Here is a 16093-nt window from a genome sequence, read left to right as displayed (position 1 = left end):
TCTCAGGCGCCCTTGACCCAGTCGAGGCTGAACCGGGCGAAGTAGATGCCGCCCGTGTCGCCCACCTCGTACAGGTTGCCCACAGTGCCGTCGGCCAGCACCGCCATCGTCGAGTAGCCGGCGCCGCCGGGCTTGACCAGCGCCCGCGCCGGCCAGGTCGCGCCGTCGTCGGTGGACAGCCGGACGGTGAGGTCGTTGCGCGCGCTCGGGTGCGCGTTGTTGCTGAACAGTGCCGTGCGGGTGCGTACCGGCGCCCGGTTGGCGCCGACCTCCGCGGGCCGCAGGTAGGACAGCTCGTCGGCGTTGCAGAGCGGGTCGGTCAGCACGGCGCTCGCCGTCGCCGGGCCGAACGTGGCGGCCCCGTCGGTGGACGTGGCGTAGAAGCGGCTGCGGGTCGAGTTGTGCCGCATGTTCTGCACCACCGCGCCGGTGCCGCGCTCGATGGCCTTGCTCTCGTTGATGGTCCCGCCCGCGGATCCGCCGCGCCGCCAGGTCGCGCCGTGGTCGTCGCTGTAGATGTTCGCGGCGTGGCTGGTGCCTGAGGCGTCCCGGTAGGCGATCGGCTGGATCAGGCGGCCGGTGCTGGTCTGGATGCCGTGGCCGGAGGAGAAGAACACCTGGCGCCAGGTGGGGTCCTTGACGGCCGGGTTCAGCTCCACCGGTGCGCTCCAGGTGGCGCCGTCGTCCCGGCTGGTGATGTAGCGCAGGTGCATGCTGTTCGGGTCGTCGGCGGTGTTCAGGCCGGAGCCGCCGGACCAGAAGCTGATGCCGGGCCGGGGGGAGTAGGTGAAGAAGCAGTAGACGACGCCGGTGGCGCGGTCCACGAGCAGGCTGGGGTCGCCGACGCCCTCACTGGTGGTGGGCGGGGCGTGGATGACGCGGGGCTGCTCGAAGGTGCGCCCGCCGTCGGTGCTGCGGATCATCACGATCTGGATGTTGTTGGTGCCGCCGCCGAGGTCGTACGAGCCGTTGACCCGGGCGTCGGCCACGGCGATGACGGTGCCGTTGTTGCTGACGGCCAGGCCGGGGATGCGGACCGAGGCGACGGTGCCGTCGTACCGGCCGTTCGCGCCGTTGAGGCCGCGGATCACGGTCTGCGTGGTCAGCAGCGTGGTGGTGGCGAGCTGCGGATTGCCGGCGGCCAGGTCGCAGGAGGTGGTGCCGCGCAGCGTGGTGTCGAAGCCGGGTGCGGTGACCCGCAGCGTGTACGGGGCGCCGGCGCCGACGGTCCAGTAGTGCAGGTAGTTGCCGCCGGCGGCGATGGTGCGGGTCCACGGTGAGCCGGTGCGTCCGGGCCAGGTGACGGTGAAGTCCCGGGCCGTCGTGGTCCGGTTCTCCAGGGCGAGCTGGAGGCGGCCGTTGGTGCAGTCGAAGCCGGCCAGCGCCGACATGCCGGTGCCGCAGTGGAAGAGACCGGAAGTGGTCTCGTCCAGGCCGGTCGGGGTCGTGGTGCGCAGCGTGTACGGCGTGCCGGGGGACAGCGTCCAGTACAGCTCGGCGCTGCCACCGGCGGCGACCGTGCGGGTCCACGGCGAGCCGGAGCGACCGGGCCAGGTGACGGTGTAGGTCTGCGTGGTGGTGCTGCGGTTGTCGAGGTCGAGCAGCAGCCGGCCGGCGGTGCAGTCGGCACCGACGGTGGCGGTCACGCCGGCGGGGGCGGCGGCCTGGGCCGCGGTGGAGGGCAGTACGGAGAGCAGGGTGAGGGCGGCCGCCGCGAGGACGGTTGCGCGGCGCGGTATGGCGCGGCGAGGGGACACGTGGTTCCTTCCGGGGACGGGGGAGGGGGAATCGGACGAGCTATCCGACGTCAGATGTCCGATGTATGCACGCTAGGCGGGTTCCCCCACGCCCGTCAAGGATCGGTTCCGGTCGACGTCCCCCGTCCGGTTCGCAAGCCGTCAGCGGTCCTGCCCGGGCGCCGCGCTCGCGACGCGCAGTCCGGCCAGGTCGTCCGCCACCATGACCGCGCTCGACGCGACACCACCACCCCGACATGCCGCCCGGGGCGCCCGCGAGGAGACAGCGGGGCGTGCCCCGGGAACAGGGACCTTCGGTCAGGCGCGAACGACGAATGCCGGCGTACGGCGGCTCAGGGCTGCGCGGCCCGGGCGATGCTCGCCCGGATGGGCGCGTAGTGCTCGGCGACGGCGGAGCGCAGCGCCGTCGCGTCGGCGGCGGTGAGGGCGGCGACGATCGCCTGGTGCCGCTGGGCGGTGATCACCCGGTCCTCCGGCTCGGTCTGCAGCGTGGGCGCGACGATGGCCTGCACCTGCCAGAACGCCTCGGTCAGCTGGACCAGCAGGTCGTTGCCGAGGGGCTCCATCAGCTTCAGGTGGAACGCCCGGTCGACGTCGAGGAAGTCCTCGCCCCGGGCGGCCCGGCTGTGCATCTCGTCGGCGAGTGCGGACAGCTCCGACCGGTGCTGCTCGTCGAGGGCGTCGATGACGGTGGCGGCCAGGCCCTGTTCCAGCGTCTGGCGGACGTCCACGACCTGGGCCAGTACGCGGTGGTCGTCCTCGCCGCTGAGCAGTCCCCGGAACGTCAGGCTCTCCACCAGGGCGTTGAGGGACATGCGGCCGACGAACGTGCCGTGGCCGTGGCGTACCTCCACGATGTCGAGCGCGGAGAGGATCTTGACGGCCTCGCGGACGCTGGAGCGGCTGGCACCGACGGCCTCACACAGTTCCGTCTCGGTGGGCAGGAGGTTCCCCGGCTTCAGGCGGTTGCGCAGGATGTACTCCTTGATCCTGGTGGCGACCTCCTGCCGGCGAGGGCTCGGCCGCTCGGCGCCGCGTAGCGGACTGGCGTCAATGGTCGTCATCTGCCCCTTGCCCTTCGTTCCCGAATCTGACACCCTCACCCTACCGGCATCAGACGTCAGACGTCATACACCTTATGCTTCACATCCCCGAGCGCGAGCGGTCACGCGAGCGCATGAAGAGCCTATGGAGGCAGCTACGTGAGCACCACCGGTAAGCCGTCGGGGAGCCGGCGCGTCCTGCGAGGCCGCGCCCGCTCCCTGGCCGTCGCCTCCCTCGCGGGAGGCCTCGCGGTCGCGCTGGCGGCCTGCAGTGGCGGTCCCGCCTCGACCAACGCCGTGGGCGACGGGAAGGGGGGCACGTCGATCGAGGCCACGCTGGCCTTCACGCTCTCCAGCGGTTTCGATCCCAGCAACGCCTCCTCGGCCGTGGCGACAGCGGTCAACCAGCACGTCTTCGAGGGCCTCGTCGACCTCGACCCGATCACGCGGGAACCCTACAACGCCCTGGCCAAGAGCGACCCGACCCCCGGGGCCGACGGCCGGACCTACACCGTCGCGCTGCGTGACGGGGCGAAGTTCTCCGACGGCACCCCGGTCACCGCCGAGGACGTGGCCTGGTCCTTCACCCGCGTGCTCAAGCCCGCGGACCCGAAGGCACCGCCGCTGATGCAGGGCTTCGTGTCGTTCCTCGACACCGTCACCGCCAAGGACGCGACGACCGTCGAGTTCAAGCTCAAGTACCCGTTCGCCCTGTTCAGCGAGCGGATCTCGGTCATCAAGGTCGTCCCCAAGGCCAAGACCGGTGACGCGGCCGCGGCCAAGGCGTTCGACACCGCCCCGATCGGCTCCGGCCCGTTCAAGGTGGACAGCGCGTCCAAGGAATCCGGCATCAAGCTGAGCAAGAACGCGAACTACAACGGCCCGCGCGCCGCCAAGGTCGAGACGATGACGTGGAACACCACCACCGAGGCGTCGGCCCGCGTGTCGGACCTGCAGGGCGGCCGGGTGCAGGCCATCGAGGCCGTGCCGTACCTGAACGTGGACTCGCTCAAGGACAAGTACACGATCGACGTGAAGCAGGCCTTCAACCAGGTCTTCCTCATGTTCAACAACGCCGCCGCGCCGTTCAGCGACAAGCGGGTGCGCCAGGCCCTGCACTACGCCATCGACAAGGACGCGGTCATCAAGACCGCGCTCAACGGCTACGGCAGCCCGGCGACCAGCTACCTCGACGAGGGCAACAAGGCGTACCAGAAGGCCGCCACGGTCTACGACTACAACCCGGACAAGGCCAAGGCCCTGCTCCAGGAGGCCGGCGTCACCAACCTGTCGTTCCGGCTCGACACCACCGACAGCTCGGTGGTCAAGGACGTCGCCCCGCTGGTCATCGAGCAGTGGAAGAAGATCGGCGTCAACGCCACGCTGAACACCGTGCCGTCCTCGGCCATCTACGGCGACATCGTCCCCAAGGACACCTTCCGGGTGCTCATGGCCACCGGTGACCCGAGCGTCTTCGGCGTCGACACCGACCTGCTGATGCGCTGGTACTACTTCGGTGAGACCTGGCCGGGCCAGCGCTACCGCTGGAGCGCCGCCGACCGCAAGGCCATGGGCGACCTGCTGGACAAGGCCGCGCAGACGTCCGACGAGACGGCCCGCAAGGCGCTGTGGAAGCAGGCCCTGGACATGGCGGCGGACCAGGTGCCGCTGTACCCGATCCTGCACACCAAGGTCGTCACCGCGTACGACCCGGCCAAGGTGGACGGCTTCTCCGGCGCCTCCACCACCGGCCTGTACTTCCTGGGCACCGGCCGGACCGGCTGAGCCCGCGCTCGGGGTTCCGGCCCCGCAGACGTCCCGCCCGGCCCACGTGACCCGTGCGGCCGGGCGGGTCGTCCCGGCGCCCCGCCACGAGAAAGAGAATCCATGCTGACCGTCCTGAACCTGGTCGCACGACGATTCCTGACGCTGATCCCCCTGGTGCTGGGCATCACGCTCTTCGTCTTCGTGATCATGCAGTTCTCCCCGATCGACCCGGCGTTGTCCGTCCTCGGTGACCAGGCCACGCCGGCGCAGGTCGAGGCGTTCCGCGCCGCCAACGGCCTGAACGACCCGCTGCCGCTGCGCTACCTGCACTTCCTCGGCGACCTCGTCCGCGGCGACCTCGGCATGACGTTCCCGCCGTCGGTCCCGGTCGCCGAGAAGATCGCCATGGCGCTGCCGCTGACCATCCAGCTGACCGTGCTCGGCGTCGTCGGCGCGCTCGTCATCGCGCTGGCGCTCGGCATCCCGGCCGCCCTGTACCGGGACCGCTGGCCGGACCAGGTCATCCGGATCGTCTCCATGGCCGGCATCGCCACGCCCTCGTTCTGGCTGGCCCTGCTGTTCATCCAGGAGTTCTCCGTCCGCCGCCCGATCTTCCCGACCGGCGGCTACGTCAACCCCGCCGACTCGGTCGGTCTGTGGTTGCAGTCGCTGGCCATGCCCGCGCTGGCGCTGGCCGTACCGGTCGGCTGCTCGCTGGCCCGCATCGTCCGGACGTCGATGGTCGAGGAACTCGACAAGGACTACGTCCGCACCGCGATCGGCGCCGGACTGCCGCCGCGCGTGGTGGTCGGCCGCAACGTGCTGCGCAACGCGCTGGTCAACCCGCTCACCGCGCTCGGCCTGCGGATCGGCTACCTCATCGGCGGCACCGTCGTCATCGAGGCCATCTTCTCGCTGCCCGGCATGGGCACCCAGATCATGAGCGCCGTCCAGCAGAACGACACCGCGCTGGCCCAGGGCACCGTCCTGACCATCGCGCTCTGCTTCGTCCTGGTGAACCTGGTCGTCGACATCCTCTACCTCTTCGCCAACCCCCGACTGCGCGGAGGCCACTGATGCGCCGGTCCCTCACCACGCGGCTGTCCCGCCCCGGCATGGCCTTCGCCCGGCTCGGTGTCGCGGCCCGGTTCGCGCTCGGCTTCGTCGCGCTCATCGTCGTGGTCGGAGTGCTCGCCCCGCTGCTGCTGCGCCACGACCCCACCCAGACCGGGCTCGGTCCGGCGCTGACCGGCCCGAACGGCGACTTCTGGTTCGGGCTGGACAAGCTCGGCCGCGACGTGTTCTCCCGGCTGGTGGCCGGCACCCGGCGCTCCCTGGTCGTCGGCTTCGGCGCGGCCGGCATCGCGCTGGTGCTCGGCGCGATCCTCGGCGCCGTCGCGGGAAGCAGCCGCACCGTCGTCGACGAGATCATCATGCGCTGCCTCGACGTGGTCATGGCCTTCCCCACGATCGTGCTCTCCGCGCTGCTGATCATCTCGTTCGGCAAGAACAGCCTGCTGGTCCTCGTGATCGCGATCGGTTTCGTGTTCACCCCGTCGGTCGCGCGCATCGTCCGCGCGAACGTGCTGTCCCAGTACGGCGAGGACTACGTGGCCGCCGAGCGCATCATCGGCGCCCGGCGACCGCACATCCTCTGGCGGCACGTCCTGCGCAACTGCGCCGCGCCGATCCTCGTCTTCGTCACCGTCATGGTCGCCGACGCGATCGTCTTCGAGGCGTCGCTGTCCTTCATCGGCGGCGGCCTCGCCCCGCAGGAGGCGGCCTCCTCGTGGGGCTCGGTGATCGCGTTCGGCAAGGAGATGGTGCAGATCGGCGGCTGGTGGGCCACGTTCTTCCCCGGCCTGCTGATCCTGCTCACCGTGCTGGCGCTCAACGTGCTCTCCGAGGGCATGTCCGACGCGTGGGCCGCCCCGGCGGCGCGCCGCGCCACCTCCACCACCAGGGGCGACGCGCTGGAGCAGGCGCAGCCCGGCACCGGTGAGGTGGTCGAGCTGCCCGGCCTCGCCGAGGCGGCGCGGCGGCTGCGCGAACGCGCCCGCCCGCTGCCGCAGGGCCGGCCCGTCCTTCAGGTCAGCAACCTGTCCATCGGCTTCGAGGGCCGCCACCGCGGCGTGGACATCGTCGACGGGCTCTCCTTCGACGTACGCCCCGGCGAGGTCGTCGGCCTGGTCGGGGAGTCCGGCTCCGGCAAGTCGCTCAGCGTCCTGGCCGTGATGGGCCTGCTGCCGAGGGGCGCCCGGGTACGCGGCGAGATCCGCTTCCAGGACACGAACCTGCTGACGCTGAACGCCAAGGGCCGCCGGGCCCTGATGGGCCGCGAGATCGCCATGGTCTACCAGGACGCCCTGTCGGCGCTGAACCCGGCGCTGCGCGTCGGCGCCCAGCTCGCCCAGATGATCCGCCGCGGCGGCACCCGCTCGGCCGAGGAGCTGATGCGGCTGGTCGGGCTGGACCCGCAGCGCACGCTCGCCGCGTACCCGCACGAGCTGTCCGGCGGGCAGCGGCAGCGCGTGGTGATCGCCATGGCGCTGTCCCGCGACCCGAAGCTGATCATCGCCGACGAGCCGACCACCGCGCTCGACGTGACGGTGCAGGCCCAGGTGATGAAGCTGCTGCTGGACCTGCGCGAGCGGCTCGGCTTCGCCCTCATCCTGGTCAGCCACGACCTCGCCCTGGTCAGCGACGTCTCCGACCGGGTCGTGGTGATGTACGGCGGGCAGATCGTGGAGACCGGCGTGACCGCCGACGTGATGGAGGCGCCCGCCCACCACTACGCCCGCGGGCTGCTCGGTTCCGTCCTGTCCCTGGAGACCGGCGCGGAACGGCTCACCCAGATCCGGGGCGTGGTGCCGTCACCGGCCGACTTCCCGAAGGGCTGCCGGTTCTCCGACCGCTGCCCGATGGCGACCGAGATCTGCCGGGACACCGCGCCCGCTCTGGAGGGCACGGACGGCCACGGGTACGCCTGCCACCACCCCGCCGTCACCGTCAGCGAGAAGGAGCCGGCCCGATGAGCGCCACCGCCGAGCACCGGCCGATCGCCGAGCTGAGCGACGTGCACGTGGTGCACGCCGCGCGCGGCGGCGGCATGTTCAGCCGGGAGAAGGTCTACGCCCTCACCGGCGCCGACCTGGTCATCCGGGCCGGCGAGACGGTCGGCATCGTGGGCGAGTCCGGCTGCGGCAAGTCCACGCTGGCCAAGGTGCTCGTGGGCCTGCAACGGCCGACCAGCGGCACGGTGTCGTTCGCCGGCAAGGACGTGTGGTCGATGAGTGCCGCCGAGCGGCGCGAGCACATCGGCGCCGGCGTCGGCATGATCTTCCAGGATCCGGCCACCTCGCTGAACCGCCGCATGCCGGTACGCGACATCCTGCGCGACCCGCTCGACGTGCACCGCCGGGGCACCCGGCAGCAGCGCGAGCAGCGGGTGACCGAGCTGATGGCCCTGGTGGGCCTGCCCCGCTCGGTCGCCGACGTGCTGCCCAGCCAGCTCTCCGGCGGCCAGCGCCAGCGGGTGTCCATCGCCCGCGCGCTGGCCCTGGAACCGGGACTGGTCATCGCCGACGAGCCGACGAGCGCGCTCGACGTGTCGGTGCGGGCCCAGATCCTCAACCTGCTGCTGGACCTCAAGGACCGGCTCGGGCTGGCCATGGTGCTGGTGTCGCACGACATCCAGACCGTCAAGCGGGTCAGCGACCGGGTCGTCACCATGTACCTGGGCCGCATCGTCGAGCAGACGCCCGCCGACCTGCTGCCCGAGGGCGGCCGGCACCCGTACACCCGGGCCTTGTTCTCGGCCACGCCGGGCCTGCTGTCCCCGATCGAGCCCATCCCGCTGGTCGGCCCGGTCCCGTCGGCCACCCGGCCGCCGAGCGGCTGCCCGTTCCGGACCCGCTGCTGGGCCGCCACCGACGGCTGCGCCGTGGACATGCCGGCGCCGCGCCTCGCCGAGGGCGAGGGCCACGAGTTCCGCTGCCACCACCCGGTGCCCGCCGGAACCGCGAACACCGAACTGGTCGCGCTCGCCACCCCGGCGACCGGCCGCACCACAACTGAGTCTGTCGAGGAGAACCTGTGACCACCCCAGCCCCGCGGTTCGCCGGAGTCGTGCCGCCGGCCGTGACCCCCCTGACCGAGGAGGGCGAGGTCGACGTCCGTTCCCTGGAACGGCTGGTCGAGTGGCTGCTCGACGCCGGTGTCGACGGCATCTTCGCCCTCGGCAGCTCGGGCGAGACGGTCTTCCTCACCGACCGGCAGCGGGACCTGGCCCTGGAGACCATCGTGAAGACCGCCGGCGGCGCCGTGCCGGTCATCGCCGGCTGCATCGAGCCCACCACCCGGCGGGTCGTGGAGCGGGCCGAGGCGTCCACCCGGCTGGGTGCGGACGGCCTGGTCGTGACCGCGCCGTTCTACGCGATCGTCGGCCCGCACGAGATCGAGCGGCACTTCCGCGCGGTCGCCGCCGCCGTCGAGCTTCCGCTGCTGGCGTACGACATCCCGGTCTGCGTGCACAGCAAGCTCTCCGTCGACCTGCTGACCCGGCTCGCCGCCGAGGGTGTGCTGGCCGGCGTCAAGGACTCCAGCGGCGACGACGTGGCGTTCCGCCAGCTCGCGCTGGCCGTCGCCGAGCACGCGCCGGAGCGCGACTTCAGCCTGCTCACCGGCCACGAGGTGGTGGTCGACGCGATGATGCTCGCCGGTGGCTCCGGCTCGGTGCCCGGACTGGGCAATGTGGACCCGGCCGGATACGTGCGGCTGCACCGCGCCTGCGTGGCCGGTGACTGGGCCGCGGCCCGCCGGGAGCAGGACCGCCTGACCCGGCTGTTCCGCATCGTCGACGCGGCCGACCCGGCCACCTCGGCGGGCGCCACCCGGGGCGTCGGCGCGTTCAAGACCGCGCTGTCCCTGCTCGGCGTCATCGCGGGCAACGCGGTGTCGTTGCCGCTGCGGCCGCTGGACGCCGCCGAGGCGGGCCGCGTGCGTACCCAGCTGGAACTGGCCGGGCTGCTCTGACCATGCCCGAGGTGAGCACGACCGGTCTGGTCGCCGCGCTCGACATCGGCGGCACCAAGACCACCGCCGCCCTGGTCACCGCCGGGGGAGAGGTCGTCGGCCGGTGCACCGCGCCGACACCTGGTCGCTCCGGTGCCGCCGCGGTGCTCGACACCGCGGCCGGCCTGGTGGAGAAGCTGCGGGCGGACGCGCCGGGTGTCGTACGGGCGCTCGGCGTCGGCAGCGCCGGGGTGATCGACAGCGGCTCCGGCCTGGTGCTGTCCGCCACCGACGTGCTGACCGGGTGGACCGGCACGGACCTGCGCGGCGACCTGCGCCGGCGCCTGGGCGTGCCGGTCACCGTGATCAACGACGTGCACGCCCACGCGCTGGGCGAGGCGCGTCACGGCGTCGCGGCCGGCTACGACACGGTGCTCTACGTCGCCGTGGGCACCGGTGTCGGCGCGTCGTTCGTCCTCGGCGACACCGTGCTCGCCGGTGCGCACAGCGCCGCCGGGCACGCCGGGCACCAGCCGTCGGCGTACGCCGGAACGCTCGCCTGCACCTGCGGCGGGCGCGGGCACCTGGAGGCGATCGCCGCCGGTCCCGCGCTCGCCGCCGAGTACGTCCGGCGTACCGGCCGGCCGGTGGCCGACCTGCGGGCCGTCGCCGCGCTCGCCGCGGACGGCGACGAGACGGCCCGGGAGGTCGTCCGGCTGGGCGGCGCGGCCGTCGGTTCCGCCGTCGGCGGCCTGGTCAACGTGCTCGACCCCGCCGCCGTGGTGATCGGCGGCGGCGTCACCGGCCTCGGCGAGCCGTGGTGGCGGGCGCTGCGCGACGCGGTGCCCGCCGAGACGCTGCCCGGCCTGGCCGGCGTGCCGGTCCTCGCCTCCACCCTCGGTCCCGACGCGCCGCTGCTCGGTGCCGCCTCGCTCGCCTGGAAGGTCTCATGAACACGCTCGTCGACCAGCTCCGTGACCGCCTGGTCGTCTCCTGCCAGGCGTACCCGGGTGAGCCCATGCGCGACCCGGACACCATGCGCCGGGTCGCGCTCGCCACCGCACGGGGCGGCGCCGCCGGCATCCGCGCGCAGGGACTGGCGGACATCGCGGCCATCCGCGCGGCGGTGGACCTGCCGCTGATCGGGCTCTGGAAGGACGGCGACGACGACGTCTTCATCACCCCGACGCTGGAGCACGCGCTCGCCGTCGCCGACGCCGGGGCGCACGTCGTCGCGCTCGACGGCACGTCCCGGCCCCGGCCCGACGGCCGTACGCTCGCCGAGACGATCGCCGCCGTGCACGAGCGCACCGGTGCACTGGTGATGGCCGACTGCTCCACCTTCGACGAGGGCGTGGCAGCCGCCGCTGCCGGCGCCGACCTGGTCGGCACCACGCTCGCCGGGTACACCGCGTACACCACCAAGGGCGACGGGCCGGACCTGGACCTGGTCGCCCGGCTCGCCGCCGCGGTCGACGTCCCGGTGGTCGCCGAGGGACGCATCCACACCCCGGAGCAGGCCGCGCAGGCGCTGCGGGCGGGCGCGTGGACGGTCGTGGTGGGCACCGCCATCACCCACCCGAGCACCATCACCGGCTGGTTCGCCTCCGCCGTGCGGGAGGCCGCGTCGTGCCGCTGACCGACCTCGACCTGGCCGGCTGCCTGGCGTACCGGCCGGAGCTGGACGTGCCGGCGGACCTGGACGCGTTCTGGGCGCGCACGCTGGACGGCGGCGACCCGGAGGCGGCGGTCTACGAACCGGTCGACACCGGCCTGACCCAGATCCGGACGTACGCCGCCACGATCCCCGGCTTCGGCGGCGAGCCGGTACGCGGATGGCTGCACCTGCCGGCCGGGGCCGACGGGCCGCTGCCCTGCGTGGTCGAGTACCTCGGCTACGGCCGGGGCCGCGGCCTGGCGCACGAGAAGCTGTTCTGGGCCGCGGCGGGCTTCGCCCACCTGATCATGGACAGCCGGGGCCAGGGGTGGAGCGCCGCCACCGGCGGCACGCCCGACCCGCACCCCTACCCGGCCGGCACCGTGCCGGGCTTCCTCACCCGGGGCGTCGACGACCCGGCCGACCACTACTACCGGCGGCTGATCACCGACGCGGTGCGCTTCGCCGAGGCCGCCCGGCGGCACCCGGCCGTCGACCCCGCGCGGGTGGCGGTGACCGGCTTCAGTCAGGGCGGCGGCCTGGCCCTCGCGGCCGGCGCGTTGTGCCCGGACGTCGTGGCCGTCATGCCCGACGTGCCGTTCCTGTGCGACATCCCCCGGGGCGTGCGCGTCGCCGGGCCGGACAGCCCGTACGCCGAGGTGGTCGAATACCTCGCGCTGCACCGTGACCGCGCCGACCGGGTGTTCCGCACGCTGTCCTACCTGGACGCCGCCGTGCTCGCGCCGCGCGCGACAGCGCCGGCGCTGTTCTCGATCGCGCTGCGGGACCAGGTCTGCCCGCCGTCGACCTGCTTCGCCGCCTACCATCGCTACGGCGGCGACAAGGACGTGCGGGTGTACGAGTTCAACGACCACGAGGGCGGCGAGGCGGCACACCAGCGCGAACAGCTCACCTGGCTGCGCGGGATCCTGGGCGCCTAACGCGCGCGTTCCACCACGTAGTCGGTCAGCTCCAGCAGGAAACGGCCGTCCTCGGTGTCGGCCGCGGCGCCGAGCGCCCGCTCACCCTCGCGGCGGGCGGCGAGCGCGAGGTCCCGGGCGCTGCGCCGCGCCGACTCCACGCAGTCGTACGCGAGCAGCCGCCCGTGCAGCCAGCGCACCTCGGCGGGGGTGCGCTCCGCCCGGGTCCGGCTCAGCAACCGCACGAGCCGTTCGCGTTCGTCCGGTGTGCACCGCCGCATGAAGTCGATCAGGATGAGTGTGCGTTTGCCCTCCCACAGGTCACCGGCGATCTCCTTGCCGTACCGGGCGTAGTCGCCGGTGAGGTTGAGCGCGTCGTCCTGGATCTGGAACGCCGCACCCAGGTACCAGCCGTACCGGTCCAGCACGTCGACCGCGTTCTCCCGGCCGGTCGCCGCGAGGATCCCGGTGCGGCACGGGTAGATGCACGTGTACCAGGAGGTCTTCTTCAGGCACATCCGGTAGTAGTCGTCCGCGTCCAGGTCGCACACGTTGTCCCGGATCCAGCCGATCTCGATCGCCTGACCCTCCAGCGAGTGGCGCATCATCAGCTCGGTCTCGGTGAACAGCCGCCACGCGATCCCGGAGCCGAGCGCCGCCCGGTTCGCCGCGAGCCGCCGCAGTGCCAGCAGGTTGGTCATGTTGCCGACGTTCAGCGCCACGCCGACGCCGTACTCGGCGTGCAGCGTCCGCCCGCCGCGCCGCTGCTCGCTTTCGTCCTGGATGTCGTCGTGGATGAGGAAGGCGTTGTGGAACAGCTCCACGGTCACGGCGGCGTTGAGGCCCACCGCGTCGCCGCCGCCGAACGCCCGGCACGTCGCCAGGCACAGCGCGGCGCGCAGCCCCTTGCCCCAGCGCCGCGGATACTCCGCGACCAGGTCGTAGAGGTAGCGCGGGCCGCCCTCGGGCACGTCGTCGAGCAGCGCGCCGAGGGCGAGCCCGCGATAGCGCTCCAGCATCCGTTCCACGTGCCCGCCGGCCACCCCGGTGGTCGGCGCCATCGCGCGGCTACCGGTCCGTCGGTCGCTTCGGGGCCGGCGACGCCAGCCGGTCCGCGAGGCCGTTGGCCACCTCCGGGGCCAGCCGCGCCAGATTGAGTACGGTGTCCAGCGCGTCGTGCGCGTCCGACGTGTACCGGCGGATCACCTCGCCGCGCTGGTCGTCGGCCATCTTCAGCTGTCCGACCACGGTGTCGATCAGGGCGTGCCCGTCGGTGCGGACCCGGGCGACGAGTTCGTCGAACGCCTCCGGGTCGACCCGCCGGCTCTCGGTCAGCTTCTCCTCGAGCCGCCGGGCGCCGGCCAGCCCAGCCGCGAGTTCCTCCTCCAGCACCGTGGCCGCGTGGGTCACGGTCTCCGAGGTCTCCTCGGCCACCTTCTCGAAGCGCTCGTTCGTGCGCTCACGCTCCACGTTCTCCATGCGGCGGAGTCTCCACCCGGCTCCGGACTACGGGCTAGGCATGTGTCGCGATGGTGACTGACGGTAATGACCGCAGGTGGTGGTCAGGGGTGTCGCCGTGAGCGGCGGCCAGGACCAGGCCGGCGATCAGGAGTACGCCGAGGGTCACGGCGGCGAGCCCGATCGAGGTGACGACCATCGTGCCACTGCCGGTCACCGGCAACGGTGGCATGGCTTGTGCGGCCCCGGCTTGGGTGGCTTCGGTGTGGGCGGTTCCGGTGTCGGCGGTACCGGGGTGGGCTGCACCGGTCCGGCGACGACCACCGTCGCCGAGCAGTTGGGTGTGCAGTCGGGGTCGGCGGCGCCGTCCGGTGGGGTGAGGACAGCGGTGTTCGTGAGGTCGCCGGCGGTGCTCGCCGGCACGGTGCCGGCGATCGTGTAGGTCAGCGTTCCCCCGGCCCGGACGGTGACGGTGTCATCGATGTCTCCGCTCCCGGAAGCGGTACACACGCTGCCGGTGGACGCCGCACAGGTCCAGGTGAACCCCTCCAGCGGCAGATCGTCCGCGACCGTGGCGCCGATCGCGTCCGAGGGGCCGGCATTGGTGACGGTGACGGTCCAGGTCAGCGATTCCCCCGGCACGTACGGGCCAGTACGGCGAGCACCGCCAGCGCCGACGCAGGTCGCCGCCATCCCTTGTGAACCATCTTCGTCGTCCCCCGTTGCGGCAGGCCGGGTCCGTGCGGGGCCCGACACCTCACAGCGGTAAAGGTTCCAGGCAGCCGTGCCATAAGTCTGGTCTTTCACGATTTACGGGTCGGATCCGGCGCGGTTCGCCTGGGTAGGGATACTCAGCGCATCACCGTCTCGCGGCTCAGGCGGCGGCGCCGAGGCGTCGACAGGATGCTTCTCATGGCCGAGACGCTGCACCGACACGCCGCTGCACGTACCGTCGACACGCCCCTGCCCGCCGAGGCCGCGCTGGCCCCCGCCGGCCGCGCGGTCGCCGCGCTGGCCCGGCTCGTCGCCCACCACCCCGCCGGCTGGCGGTGGCTGGCCCGGCGCCACCACCCGGTCCTCGACCGCCTCGCCGCCGCGAACGCGCGGTCGACCTGCGTGCGGGCGGCCCGGCGGGTGCCCGCCTACCAGGAGTTCCTGCGGGCCCGCCCGGGCGGCCTGCGCCGTCGGCTGCGGGACTTCCCGGAGACCGACAAGCACGGGTACGTCATGGCGTACGACGCCTCCGCCCGCTGCCGGGACGGGCGGATGCCGGATCGGGGCGTGGTGGTCGACGAGTCGGCCGGCTCGTCCGGGCGGCCGTTCAACTGGCCGCGCGGCGAGCGGGAACTGCGGGCGGTGCACCGGGACATCGCCGCCTACACCGGACTGGCGTTCCCGATGCGCCGGCCGTTCGTGATCAACGCGTACTCGATGGGCGCCTGGGCGACCGGCACCACCACCGGCGCGGCGATGGCCCGGATCGCGACCGTGAAGAACACCGGCCCGGACCTCGGGAAGATCGTCGACACGCTGCGCGAGTTCGGTCCCGGCCACGACTACCTGGTGACCGCGTACCCGCCGTTCCTCAAGCACCTGCGGGACCGGCTCGACGCCGAGGACTTCCAGTGGTCGCGGTACCGGATCTTCGCCAGCTGCGGCGGGGAGGGGATGACCGAGGCACTGCGCGACTACCTGGAACAGCGGTTCGTGCGGGTGCGCTCGGCGTACGGGGCGTCGGACCTGACCATCGGCATCGGCGCGGAGACCCGGTTCACGGTGTGGCTGCGGCGGCGGCTGCGCACCGACGCGGGACTGCGCGCGGAACTGCTCGGCCGCGGCGAGCAGCGGCTGCCGATGGTGTTCCAGTACAACCCGTTCGCCACCTACCTGGAGACGAACGAGCGGCGGGAACTGCTCTGCACTGTGGCCAGCCCGCACGTGCTCCAGCCCCGGCTGCGCTACAACGTCGGCGACGAGGCGCTGCTGGTGCCGTACCGGCGGATCGTCGAGCTGGCCAACGCCGACCCGGTACGCCGCGCCGAGTTCCGTACCGCGGTGGCGGAGGAGCGGATGACGCTGCCGCTGCTGCTGTTGTTCGGCCGCAGCGACTCCACCGTGTCCTACCTGGGCGCGAACCTCTACCCGCAGGACGTCGAGTACGGCCTCTACACCGGCAACCCGTACGCCGCCGAGATCAACAGGTTCTGTCTGACGCTGCACGAGGACGCGGCGCTGGAGACCCGGCCGGTGATCCACGTCGAGCTGCGCCGTCCGCTGGACGCCGCGGCACGCGCGGCGCTCGCCGACGCCTGCCGCGACGGGGTACGCGCGCACCTGACCTCGGTGTCGCGGGACTTCGCGCAGTCCCTGGTGGAGGACCCGACCGCCGGCGACCTGCGGGTCGAGCTGTACGAAACCGGCGGCGGCCCGTTCGCCGACATGCAGAAGCTCAAGAACGTCTACCTGGTGAGGTGAGCG

At 72.7% G+C, this 16093-nt stretch carries 15 protein-coding genes; 9 read left to right on the top strand and 6 right to left on the bottom strand.

What is annotated here, in order from left to right; all coding sequences use genetic code 11:
• Positions 1–2 precede the first annotated feature (2 nt).
• Positions 3–1757 (bottom strand): exo-alpha-sialidase, encoded by a 1755-nt coding sequence (locus V6U82_RS09415; protein ID WP_334460526.1) that lies wholly within the window; start codon positions 1755–1757, stop codon positions 3–5.
• A gap of 332 nt (positions 1758–2089) precedes the next feature.
• Positions 2090–2821, bottom strand: coding sequence for a FadR/GntR family transcriptional regulator (locus V6U82_RS09410; RefSeq protein ID WP_091425177.1), 732 nt, complete (start codon positions 2819–2821; stop codon positions 2090–2092).
• 138 nt (positions 2822–2959) lie between these two features.
• Here V6U82_RS09410 and V6U82_RS09405 point away from each other — a divergent pair, with 138 nt between their 5' ends.
• The 8 genes from V6U82_RS09405 to V6U82_RS09370 all read left to right on the top strand — a co-directional run bounded on the left by V6U82_RS09405 (position 2960) and on the right by V6U82_RS09370 (position 12178).
• Positions 2960–4585 (top strand): ABC transporter substrate-binding protein, encoded by a 1626-nt coding sequence (locus V6U82_RS09405; protein WP_128136428.1) that lies wholly within the window; start codon positions 2960–2962, stop codon positions 4583–4585.
• Between the two features lie 102 nt (positions 4586–4687).
• Positions 4688–5644 carry an ABC transporter permease gene (locus tag V6U82_RS09400; RefSeq protein WP_120570310.1) on the top strand — a complete coding sequence of 319 codons (957 nt, stop codon included), beginning with the start codon at positions 4688–4690 and terminating at the stop codon, positions 5642–5644.
• Positions 5644–7602, top strand: a complete 1959-nt coding sequence (locus tag V6U82_RS09395) for a dipeptide/oligopeptide/nickel ABC transporter permease/ATP-binding protein (RefSeq protein ID WP_334460521.1) — start codon at positions 5644–5646, stop codon at positions 7600–7602. Before V6U82_RS09400 ends, V6U82_RS09395 begins: the two co-directional genes overlap by 1 nt.
• On the top strand, positions 7599–8666 hold the full coding sequence (locus tag V6U82_RS09390; RefSeq protein WP_334460519.1) for an ABC transporter ATP-binding protein: 1068 nt from the start codon (positions 7599–7601) through the stop codon (positions 8664–8666). Before V6U82_RS09395 ends, V6U82_RS09390 begins: the two co-directional genes overlap by 4 nt.
• Positions 8663–9601 (top strand): dihydrodipicolinate synthase family protein, encoded by a 939-nt coding sequence (locus tag V6U82_RS09385; RefSeq protein ID WP_128136425.1) that lies wholly within the window; start codon positions 8663–8665, stop codon positions 9599–9601. Before V6U82_RS09390 ends, V6U82_RS09385 begins: the two co-directional genes overlap by 4 nt.
• Positions 9602–9603: 2 nt before the next feature.
• On the top strand, positions 9604–10533 hold the full coding sequence (locus tag V6U82_RS09380; RefSeq protein WP_334460518.1) for an ROK family protein: 930 nt from the start codon (positions 9604–9606) through the stop codon (positions 10531–10533).
• A complete protein-coding gene (locus V6U82_RS09375) occupies positions 10530–11219 on the top strand; it encodes an N-acetylmannosamine-6-phosphate 2-epimerase (RefSeq protein ID WP_334460517.1) in 690 nt (229 codons plus the stop codon). The genes V6U82_RS09380 and V6U82_RS09375 overlap by 4 nt, the downstream gene beginning before the upstream one ends.
• Entirely contained in the window at positions 11210–12178 is a 969-nt protein-coding gene (locus tag V6U82_RS09370; RefSeq protein WP_334460516.1) for an acetylxylan esterase, read from the top strand. The genes V6U82_RS09375 and V6U82_RS09370 overlap by 10 nt, the downstream gene beginning before the upstream one ends.
• On the opposite strand, the gene V6U82_RS09365 is transcribed toward V6U82_RS09370, so the two are convergent.
• Genes V6U82_RS09365 through V6U82_RS09350 form a run of 4 tightly spaced genes read right to left on the bottom strand, consistent with a single transcriptional unit; the run spans position 12175 to position 14422 of the window.
• Entirely contained in the window at positions 12175–13218 is a 1044-nt protein-coding gene (locus tag V6U82_RS09365) for a polyprenyl synthetase family protein (RefSeq protein WP_128136423.1), read from the bottom strand. The genes V6U82_RS09370 and V6U82_RS09365 overlap by 4 nt on opposite strands.
• 7 nt (positions 13219–13225) lie before the next feature.
• The gene (locus tag V6U82_RS09360) at positions 13226–13636 is read right to left on the bottom strand and encodes a hypothetical protein (protein ID WP_013477142.1); all 411 of its coding nucleotides are present in this window, start codon (positions 13634–13636) and stop codon (positions 13226–13228) included.
• A gap of 34 nt (positions 13637–13670) precedes the next feature.
• A complete protein-coding gene (locus tag V6U82_RS09355; protein ID WP_334460513.1) occupies positions 13671–13832 on the bottom strand; it encodes a hypothetical protein in 162 nt (53 codons plus the stop codon).
• Complete coding sequence (locus V6U82_RS09350) at positions 13829–14422, bottom strand: DUF11 domain-containing protein (protein WP_334460511.1); 594 nt, start codon at positions 14420–14422, stop codon at positions 13829–13831. The genes V6U82_RS09355 and V6U82_RS09350 overlap by 4 nt, the downstream gene beginning before the upstream one ends.
• A 105-nt stretch (positions 14423–14527) precedes the next feature.
• Here V6U82_RS09350 and V6U82_RS09345 point away from each other — a divergent pair, with 105 nt between their 5' ends.
• Positions 14528–16090, top strand: a complete 1563-nt coding sequence (locus tag V6U82_RS09345; protein ID WP_334460510.1) for a phenylacetate--CoA ligase family protein — start codon at positions 14528–14530, stop codon at positions 16088–16090.
• Positions 16091–16093 lie beyond the last annotated feature (3 nt).

This window comes from Micromonospora sp. CPCC 205554 (assembly GCF_036902745.1).
In the GTDB taxonomy this organism is placed as follows: Bacteria; Actinomycetota; Actinomycetes; order Mycobacteriales; family Micromonosporaceae; genus Micromonospora; species Micromonospora tulbaghiae.
The sequence above is the reverse complement of the archived record's forward strand: the minus strand, read 5'-3'. Positions and strand labels throughout refer to the sequence as shown.

Excerpts from the sequence above, each read along its gene's own strand:
- V6U82_RS09400 (WP_120570310.1), top strand. The coding sequence starts at position 4,688 with ATGCTGACCGTCCTGAACCTGGTCGCACGACGATTCCTGACGCTGATC.
- V6U82_RS09395 (WP_334460521.1), top strand. The coding sequence starts at position 5,644 with ATGCGCCGGTCCCTCACCACGCGGCTGTCCCGCCCCGGCATGGCCTTC.
- V6U82_RS09410 (WP_091425177.1), bottom strand. The coding sequence starts at position 2,821 with ATGACGACCATTGACGCCAGTCCGCTACGCGGCGCCGAGCGGCCGAGC.
- V6U82_RS09380 (WP_334460518.1), top strand. The coding sequence starts at position 9,604 with ATGCCCGAGGTGAGCACGACCGGTCTGGTCGCCGCGCTCGACATCGGC.
- V6U82_RS09345 (WP_334460510.1), top strand. The coding sequence starts at position 14,528 with ATGGCCGAGACGCTGCACCGACACGCCGCTGCACGTACCGTCGACACG.
- V6U82_RS09360 (WP_013477142.1), bottom strand. The coding sequence starts at position 13,636 with ATGGAGAACGTGGAGCGTGAGCGCACGAACGAGCGCTTCGAGAAGGTG.
- V6U82_RS09375 (WP_334460517.1), top strand. The coding sequence starts at position 10,530 with ATGAACACGCTCGTCGACCAGCTCCGTGACCGCCTGGTCGTCTCCTGC.
- V6U82_RS09390 (WP_334460519.1), top strand. The coding sequence starts at position 7,599 with ATGAGCGCCACCGCCGAGCACCGGCCGATCGCCGAGCTGAGCGACGTG.
- V6U82_RS09365 (WP_128136423.1), bottom strand. The coding sequence starts at position 13,218 with ATGGCGCCGACCACCGGGGTGGCCGGCGGGCACGTGGAACGGATGCTG.